The 9275-nt window shown below is 56.0% G+C and carries 6 protein-coding genes and 1 CRISPR repeat array; of the genes, 2 read left to right on the top strand and 4 right to left on the bottom strand.

The features are described from left to right. The 4 genes from I2E45_RS10070 to I2E45_RS10445 form a co-directional block, all read right to left on the bottom strand. The coding region (locus I2E45_RS10070) for a CRISPR-associated endonuclease Cas1 (protein ID WP_229058940.1) at positions 1-318 on the bottom strand (318 nt) is incomplete at its 3' end. Positions 319-820: 502 nt separating this feature from the next. After that, positions 821-1651: direct repeats of the CRISPR family, unit length 37 nt; unit sequence AGCGTATCACCTTGGGGAAGGGCGCGTGCTCAAGACT. A gap of 176 nt (positions 1652-1827) precedes the next feature. Further along, positions 1828-2490: a hypothetical protein gene (locus I2E45_RS10525; RefSeq protein WP_267472651.1), complete on the bottom strand. Its 663-nt coding sequence runs from the start codon at positions 2488-2490 to the stop codon at positions 1828-1830. Positions 2491-2567: 77 nt separating this feature from the next. Then, positions 2568-4838 (bottom strand): type II CRISPR RNA-guided endonuclease Cas9, encoded by a 2271-nt coding sequence (cas9, locus tag I2E45_RS10060; RefSeq protein WP_195445963.1) that lies wholly within the window; start codon positions 4836-4838, stop codon positions 2568-2570. Between the two features lie 127 nt (positions 4839-4965). Next, on the bottom strand, positions 4966-5103 hold the full coding sequence (locus tag I2E45_RS10445; protein WP_229058939.1) for a hypothetical protein: 138 nt from the start codon (positions 5101-5103) through the stop codon (positions 4966-4968). A 271-nt stretch (positions 5104-5374) separates the two neighbouring features. Between I2E45_RS10445 and I2E45_RS10050 the strand changes: the two genes are divergently transcribed. Both I2E45_RS10050 and I2E45_RS10045 read left to right on the top strand, forming a co-directional pair. Further along, complete coding sequence (locus I2E45_RS10050; RefSeq protein ID WP_195445962.1) at positions 5375-6076, top strand: ABC transporter ATP-binding protein; 702 nt, start codon at positions 5375-5377, stop codon at positions 6074-6076. A 5-nt stretch (positions 6077-6081) separates the two neighbouring features. Continuing rightward, a complete protein-coding gene (locus tag I2E45_RS10045; protein ID WP_229058937.1) occupies positions 6082-8847 on the top strand; it encodes an FtsX-like permease family protein in 2766 nt (921 codons plus the stop codon). Positions 8848-9275 lie beyond the last annotated feature (428 nt).

Raw genomic sequence — 9275 nt, 5'->3', positions numbered from 1 at the left:
GGTTGGATGAGTTGATTTAGACTCAACAGCAACCAACCAGAGATTTACCAATTTCCAACCACTTGTTTTACATACCCTTTTAAACGGAAGGCTCATGGCAAGCTGATCCTCGACGATGCGCGCATGGCGCGAATGGGCGCCCATGGGGAGCATAAGACCATTGGGCATATGATCGCGCCCGCAGATCATGACGCCTATTCCCGCATCGTTAAGCTGCGACATGCAGGCGACCGTCATCGTGGTTTGATGGGATTCGAGGATGACGACCCAAATGTCCTCGAGGGGAATGGTGGAGCTGCGGTCGTCCACGGTGATCATCAATAGGCCGTTCTTGATGCAGAGGTGGGCCTTGCTCTGGATAAGTATTGTCCGTTGGGCCATTTTGTCGACGACCTTCCCCGCATTAGCGCTACAATACAGCTAAGTCGAAAGCAGCTCACCTTGGGGAAGGGCGCGGCTCCAGACAAGGGGAGCCACTTAAGTGGCTTACCCGTAAAGTAACCCCCGTTCAATCTTCGGATTGGGCGGGGCGAACTTTTTTGGGCGAGTGTTAGCCAGTATTCCGTAAACGGTAGCTATGAATAGCATTTAGGCGGGTCCTTTTGAGCGTTTTTTCGCCTAAGGATTGATTCGGTTGTGAAGAAAAGTACATAAATCGCTGTGCCGAATACGGCTCTTTTCTTGCGTGAAGCGCGACGTGCCGACGCATTTTGTCTCGAAAAAAATGAATCGCAGATGTAGATCTGAGGCCGAATCAGTCTTCTTTTTTTAGGCTTGAAACAGAAAAGCCCCTGTTAAAGGGGCTTTTCTGTGCACACATAGCGTATCACCTTGGGGAAGGGCGCGTGCTCAAGACTACTTCTCAGGGTCCTCGAGCTCGTCATCGGAAGCGTATCACCTTGGGGAAGGGCGCGTGCTCAAGACTGGAGATCGCTGCAAAAAACAGCCGACCCGAGCGTATCACCTTGGGGAAGGGCGCGTGCTCAAGACTTTAATAAGCCCCTGCCGCGTTTTGGCGGCAGCGTATCACCTTGGGGAAGGGCGCGTGCTCAAGACTAGCTTCAAGCAGGCGCGATACTGATTAGCAGCGTATCACCTTGGGGAAGGGCGCGTGCTCAAGACTATGAGGATATAGCAGCCCTCGGGGTAGACAGCGTATCACCTTGGGGAAGGGCGCGTGCTCAAGACCAAATGGTTTGACTCTAGAGTCTCGGAAGGAGCGTATCACCTTGGGGAAGGGCGCGTGCTCAAGACTACGACAAACTTCAACCTAAAAGACTCTTGAGCGTATCACCTTGGGGAAGGGCGCGTGCTCAAGACTTGCAGAGGTAATTAAGCATTTGCCCAAGGAGCGTATCACCTTGGGGAAGGGCGCGTGCTCAAGACCGTGATGGCGGCATGGTCGGCACGCAACAGAGCGTACCACCTTGGGGAAGGGCGCGTGCTCAAGACACAGGCTCCTACAACGGCTCCGCGCTGGAGAGCGTATCACCTTGGCGAAGGGCGCGTGCTCAAGACTTGCCGTTCTTTCGACCCATGATCCAGAGCAGCGTATCGCCTTGGGGAAGGCCGCGTGCTCAAGAACAATGAATGGCACTCTGCTAGGGCACTTACAGCGTATCACCTTGGGGAAGGGCGCGTGCTCAAGACTGCGCGATGCAGCTTGCAATTATGCCCGTTAACGTATCGCCATGGGGAGCGTATATGGCATAGAGGCGAAGGTTCTCAACCGATTGCATTTATGGGTCTATGCGTTATAAAGGGCAACAAGGAATAAGCAAAAGCCCCACACGATTAAGCAAGAAATGTGCGGGGCAAGCAGCTGCTTTACTTGATGGGTGATTCTCGAACAACAAAGGGTGACATATCGTTGCTTAGTTTTCCAACGGTAGGACAACTTATTTTAATTCGAGTAAGCCTGTCTACAAAGGACCAGTTGGCGTTATCGATGTTGTAGCCACTAAACCGCCCCACAAAATCGCCGATTTGCACCAGATCGCCCAGATATATCTCCAGCGGCGGTTTCTTCATGGCACTTTCGGGCACGGGTTTCCAGGCTTTTCGGCCAGTATGCGCCTTCGCAATCCTGGGCACATACGTCCCATCCTTAAGTGCAGGAATATCCGCCTTGTAGACGGGGTCTGCGTACCAAGCGCCCTGTCCCTTCTTGGCCTCTGGGTCATGCCAGAGCCTCAGACACAGCATTTCGCTCACCTTGATGACCGACTTCTCGTCTGCCGACACAACGGCGTTGCCCATGACGATGTCCTTATCGGAGCTCGCCTTGCGAGCAATGTCTTTACCCTGTGCATTAACGCCGGCATAACGATAGACCGTCTGCTCGAACAACTCGCCCTTTCCCTTGCGCGGAACAAAGCGCGTGGGTACGACGAAATCGTGCGCCGCGCGCACTTCGTTCGCAAAGGTTTCCCAGGGCATAACACTTTCGAGAGCCTTCATGATGGCATCGCGGCGTTGGGTCTCGTTCATGCCTCTGGTTATGCTCCAGTGTGTCTCTTGGTTGATTCGAGCGGTTTTAATCACGAGGCTTGGACTACATGCTGCAATCACACAAGCATCGGTGGCATGGTGACGATCGTCCGAGCGGTCTTTTTCGCCATCCGAACCAAAGTTAAGCCCCACCTGCGACGCAGCCATGCGGTCGCTCTGCCAGTGGTAGGAACAACATGTGCCTTTGCGCCATCATCGGGGAACAGCAGACAGTCGGCGAGGTAAGCGCATACTTCTCGCGACATATAGGCGGTGTCGGTGAAGCTGCGTGCTAAGAATTCGCCTTCCTTGGTATCAAGGTCTTTTTCCAGCAGGAAGTTCTTTTTGCGACGGCTGAGTTTCTGGTTTTCCTGAACGCGACGCTCAAAAGCATCCCATGAAGGCGCACCGTCGTGGGACATCCATTCGTAAGGTGTCTGTTCGCGTTTATCCTGATTGCTTTTGGCGAGGACCAGGACTTTGTTGTTGCGTGAGTTTTCTCCCGTGCGAGAGAACGGCAGGATGTGGTCAATCTGCGTGTAGGTGTCGTCGCTAATTAGGCGATCGACTTCGATTTTAGCGCCCGTGTAAAGGTCGAAGCATTCTTGCTCTTCCCACAGGCGGTACTTCTCTATCTGTTTGCCCGTGACCTCATCTGCCGTGCAGCCACGCAGCTCAGCGATTTGCCCGGCAATGCGCTCGCGATTTTTCTCGTTCTTCTTATTGGCCTTGGCAATCTCGTCTTTTGCGCGCTGAGGCAACCTGAGCTCTCGATCAAGCTCAACGTGGATTTCGTTTGGCACGCCCCACTTGCGGCAGATGGCGTTGACCACTTTTCGCATTTGCGACATGGCGCGAATGACGGCGGGATTGTTATTTGTCCGACCGGTACGTTCGATCCAGGTCTCATAGGGCATCAGGCGATCGGAGCGCTCGAGCTGGGCGCCAGCGATGCGAAGTCCCAGCAGGCCACAGTCATTTTCGGCCTGCGTAAGGTTGAGGACCTCGGGCTCCTCGAGGCAATCGAGCAGCATGTCGAGTGCTTTTTTGGAACGGTTGCCATAGCCGTTAAGAGCTTTGGATGAATAGGGAAGCCTACAGAGCGCCTCGATCTCCGCTTCCGAAAGCGGTAGCCCCTGAAGCTGCTCTTGGAGTACGGGGAGAGCTGAAGAGTATGCCACCGCCTCCATAACGGCATCGACGAGATTGCGGTCATCGCGCAAACGCTGCAGGAGAATGGGGTTGGCCGCATTGAGGGTATTGCGGAGCACGCGCCATCCCTTGGGCTTGTACACCTCGCGCGTTTTTTCGTCGGCAGCTGGAACTCCCTTAAAGTAATCGCCGGAACTAAGGTCGAGCGCTTTTCGGAGGGCGCCGAATTTAACAGCACAATCTTTGTTGCCTCGAATTGGCTCGCACGAGAACAGGATCGCAATGCACTCATCGCGCTCCGTAGCGCTCAGGGCGCGAGAGGTCCCGTTTTCGTGGATGATGGTGATGTTGCCGAGTGCTCCATAGGCTGAAACAAGTTCGCTCGTAAGCGTGCAGCGTGCAGCTCGTTTTTCTGTTGGGAAGTATGAGCAGTGGCCAACGAGGTCGTACGTGCGGCGGTCGAAGTCTTTGCGCGAACGCTCCCAATCGCAAACCTCGATATATGCGGCCTCAAATTCTGGCGAAGCGTATTTGGAGCCAAAGGAGCGTTGGGCATCAAATAGGATATGAGTTTCTTCGATAAGCTGGGCGTGCGTTACACACTTGTCGTAATTGCCGCCACGATTGCGACTTTGAGGCTGCTGAGCGAGCCATTCGCCAACGGTACGGCACGAGGTCTCCGCAATTGCTTCCTTGTTGGCCGCAAGGGCGGATAGAACCTTGCCGCCTTCGCTTGATTTATCCTGATTGCCTTCTCCGTGGGGGATGTATCCACGGCGCTTGCAGAGGGAGTATAGGACTAGCGCCCACTCGCGATCGTTGAGCAGGCGGTCAAGCCCATCAACGCGAAGCTTGAGCGGCTGCTTGTCGCCTTTTGTGGTGTGGAAGTACTCTTTGGTGGCGTCTTGGGGGATGAGGCCATAAGCCTTGAGGATTTGGAGACAGTGCTTCAAGCGCGCCTGGGTACGGTCAATGTTTCGACGGGTAGAGCGGAAGCCCCTGCGAATAACCGCAAGACTTTGGCCCGTTTTAGGATGAGTTGGAGAGTCAAATAATCTGACGCCCAAATCCAGGATTTCATGATTGGCTGTGTCGATAAGTGCGAATCCGCAGCTTGCAATTCCTGGATCCATGCCAAGCACAAGATGCCTGGGAAGTCCGAGCTTCCCAATTTCGCGATTGATGGTGATCTCCATGGAGCACCCCTCTCTAATAAGAACTCTAGAGAACAGTACCATCGCGTGGGGACATGGGCCGAGCTTGTTAGCCGAGCGGTCATTTTGTTAGGCAAATGGAAATGATTTATACAGCCTTACATATCGGTTACCGGATGATGCCGTTTGTTGAAATTGAATCCCGACTGAATCCCGCCCTGAGATTGAATGGCGGGACAGTTACGATGCTCGGCTTGCTTGCAGGTTTGTAGAGCTCCTTGCATTCCTTCTTAAAGTCGAACGCCATGTTGGCGCCTTTCTGCGTATTGGCCTGCTTAGATAGCGGAATCATATCATAGAAACGAACAGCTGTTCGAATGATTTGGTTGACAGATAGAGATACGTGCGTTGTGTTTGGCGGTCGGCCTGACCCCGTCGATGATTTCTCTGCTTCCCCGGCGCCTCATCTATAGCTGCCGTTTCCCCCATATGAACCCTGCCAAAATAAATCTGTCCCTTTTTGGTCGGTGCGAAATGGGTAATACTAAAGAGTTATCCGACCAGATGGGAACCGATCGATGGCCTATATCGAATTCAAAGACGTCATCAAAGCATACGGCGAGGGCGATGCCCGCATTCACGCGCTCGACGGCGCGAGCTTTACGGTCGAGCGCGGCGAGCTCGCCATCATTCTGGGTGCTTCGGGTGCCGGCAAGACCACGGCGCTCAACATTCTGGGCGGCATGGATACGGCGACTTCCGGCACCGTGACGGTGGACGGGCGCGACGTGAGCTCTGCCAACGAGGCGCAGCTCGTGGAATACCGCCGCGCCGACGTCGGCTTTGTCTTCCAGTTCTACAATTTGGTCCCCAACTTGACGGCGCTCGAAAACGTTGAGCTCGCGGCTCAGATCTGCCCCGATTCGCTTGATGCCGAACAGACGCTTCGTCAGGTTGGCCTGGGCGAGCGCCTGGGCAACTTTCCGGCACAGCTTTCGGGCGGCGAGCAGCAGCGCGTGTCCATTGCCCGCGCACTGGCCAAGAATCCCAAGCTGCTTTTGTGCGACGAGCCCACGGGTGCACTCGACTACAAAACCGGCAAGCAGATCTTGCAGTTGCTACAGGACACCTGCCGCAAGCAGGACATCACGGTCATTATCATCACCCACAACTCCGCGCTGGCGCCCATGGCCGATCGCCTGATCCGCTTTAAGAGCGGCCGCGTGGAGAGCGAGACGGTCCAGCAAAATCCCGTGCCTATCGAGACGATCGAGTGGTAGCGCCCATGGACCAAGATTGCCAAAACAGCCAAAACCACGATACGGAGCACGCGGGCCGCGACCGGGAGTTCGCGACCTACCGTACCGCCCAAAGCTCAAACGATATGGTGCCGACGGTTTTTCGCCGTGGCATCTACCGCACGATTCGGGGCAGTCTTAAGCGCTTCCTATCTATCGTGGTCATCACTGCGCTTGGCGTGAGCGTGATGTGCGGCCTTAAGGCGGGCTGCGAGGATTTGTGCGATTCGGTCGACGCCTATTTTGACCAGCAGAATGTCTATGACATTAACGTGCAGTCGACCTATGGCCTTACGCGCGACGATCTCGCGGCTATCCAAGAGGTCGACGGCGTCGAGACGGTCGAGGGCATCTACACCGAGACCGCCTACACCGCCGTGGGCACAACGCGCGAGCGCGTGGTCGTGCAAAGTCTCTCCAAGGAGAACATCGATCAGCCGGTGCTGGTGAGCGGCGATTTGCCCGAGAGCGCCGATGAAGTCGCGGTGACTTCGAAGTTCCTGAAGGCTTCGGGCAAAAAGCTCGGCGATACGGTGAGTTTTGCCGCCAATGACGCGAGCTCGTCCAACCAAAGTGCCAAGGATCAGTTTGCCGCGGGCGATTACACCATTATGGCCGAGGTCCTCGATCCTACCGACGTGAGCTCCGACTCGACAGTCAACGCCTTTCGCGCTGCTTCGGCTGCGGACTATAAGTTCTATGTGAGCGAGGATGCCGCGACATCTTCTTCCTACTCCGCAGTCCACGTGATCGTCGAGGGAACCAAGAGTCTTAACTCCTATTCAGATGCCTACACGACAAAGATCAACGAGGTCAAAGGCAACATCGAGAAGATCCGCGAGGAGCGTGAGAAGGCGCGCGTCCAGGAGTTGACGGTTGACACGCCGTCAAGCTTGGATACGGCCGAGCGTCAGGCCGCCATGCTCTTTGGGATCGAGCAGGATAACATCAACCGTATGGCCGAGGGCAGCGAGGAGCGCGTCCAGTCTCAGGCCGAGTTGGACCAGCGCCGCGCCGCCGCCGACCAGCATTTTGCCGATGCCCGCGCCGAGCTTTCCGATCTGGGCGAATGCACCTGGTACATTCAGGACCGCGGTAACATCGCAAGCTACTCGAGCGTCGAGAGCGACAGTTCTTCGATCGAGGCCATCGCCACGGTTTTCCCATTTATCTTCTTTGTCGTCGCTGTGCTCATCAGTCTTACCACCGCCACGCGCATGGTCGAGGAGGAGCGCACGCTTATTGGCCTGTACAAGGCGCTTGGCTATTCACGCGAGCGCATCCTGTCCAAATACGTGGACTATGCGCTGTGGGCATGTCTGATCGGCGGCGTGCTCGGCAACATCATCGGATTTGTGGGCCTGCCGCTGTTCCTGTTTACGGTGTTCGACGACATGTACTCGCTGCCCCAGATGCTGCTCTCGTACGACATCGTGTCCTCAATCGTCTCGGTGGCGCTGTTTGCCGTGGGCGTGGTGGGCGCTACGATTATCGCCTGCCGCCACGAGATGGCCGAGACCCCGGCCTCGCTCATGCGTCCCAAGGCCCCACGCGCCGGCTCTCGCATCTTGCTTGAGCGCATCGGCTTTATCTGGCGCCGCATGGGCTTTTTGAACAAGGTGGCAGCACGTAACCTGTTCCGCTACAAAAAGCGCGCCTTTATGACCATCTTCGGTATCGCCGGCTGCACGGCGCTCGTGATCTGCGGTATGGGCATTCGCGACACGTCGGTGGCGCTTTCGCCCAAACAGTACGGGCATATCACGCGCTACGACCTGCTGGCGGTCGCCAATCCCGACGATTTTTCGCAGACGTGCGCGGCATTGGATGAGCGCAGCGCGGCCAATGATTTCAACGTGACCGTGACCTCGACCCTGCCGATTATGACCGACAACGTCACCTTTACGTTTGGCGGCAAGAGCGAGACCGTGCAGCTGATCGTGGTGCCCGATAACCGCACGAGTGACTTGGGCGATTACGTGCGTCTGGAGGATGAGTCCAAAGAACCGCTGCCTTTGCGTGACGGAGACGTGTATCTGAGCAAAAGTTCACAGCTGGTGCTGGGGATTCAGCCGGGCGATACGGCTCACGTCCAGGATTCGTCGCTCAATGTTGCCAAGGTCAAAGTCAGCGACATTTCGCTTAACTATCTGGGCAACACGCTTTACATGACGCAGGGCACCTATGAGCGTGCGTTCGGTCGAAGCGCACGTCTTAACGGCGTCTTTGTGCTGCTTAAGGGCTCGTCGGCCGACCAGATTGCGTTTAGCAAGAATCTTAAGAGTGACGGTTGGCTTACGATTTCGAGTACGGCCGAGCATTGGGAAAACTATGAGGCGAACTTTACGATTATCAATTCGGTCGTGGTGCTCGTGACCTTCATGGCGGCGTGCCTATCGTTTGTGGTGGTGTTTACGCTGTCCAACACCAACATCTCCGAGCGCGAACGCGAGCTGGCGACTATTAAGGTGTTGGGCTTCCGTCGCGGTGAGGTGCACCATTACGTCAACAAGGAGACGTTGATCCTCACGGCGATCGGCGCTGCGCTGGGCGTGCCGCTGGGCGGCTTGCTGGCCGAGAGTTTTACGTACATTTTGCAGATGCCGTCGCTGTACTTTGACGTCGAGGTCGAGCCGCTAAGCTACGTGCTCGCCGTGGTGCTTTCCTTTGGCTTTACGTTTATCGTCAACCTCGCTACCAATCGCACCCTCAATAGGATCGACATGGTCGGCGCCCTCAAAAGCGCCGAGTAGCCTGTCCTGGGATTCAAGTTCTAGCGAGCTGCCGACGCGCCCGCAGCAGCATTTTTGCATAAACCGCCCCGCCAAATGCATACTTTGACGGGGCGGTTGCTTTTTGCCCACAGGTACCCCAGGGGGCGTCGTGCAAATTCCGGAGTATTCAGCATCCCGGGGTCCGCGGGCGCGGGGGCGGGGGTGCAAAACTGCGCTGAAAGCCCCGATTCTGAGCCCCAACGCCTCTAGAGCCGCTCGTTTTTTTACAGGATGCGGCCCATGGTGCCTGCCTTTCGCCCAAAATCCAGTATGCAGGCACCCACGGCTGCTGAAAACTCCCAAAAATGCACGCTGCACCCCACCCTAGGCGGTCGCGCGCGCAGACGTGGTGTAAGAGTGTCCTGAGGTCCGTCGCTGCAAGTCCCGATGTTACTCCTTCTTGAGAC

This window comes from Collinsella aerofaciens (assembly GCF_015555045.1).
GTDB classification, from domain to species: Bacteria; Actinomycetota; Coriobacteriia; order Coriobacteriales; family Coriobacteriaceae; genus Collinsella; species Collinsella aerofaciens_W.
This window is presented reverse-complemented; position numbering and strand designations above follow the sequence as displayed.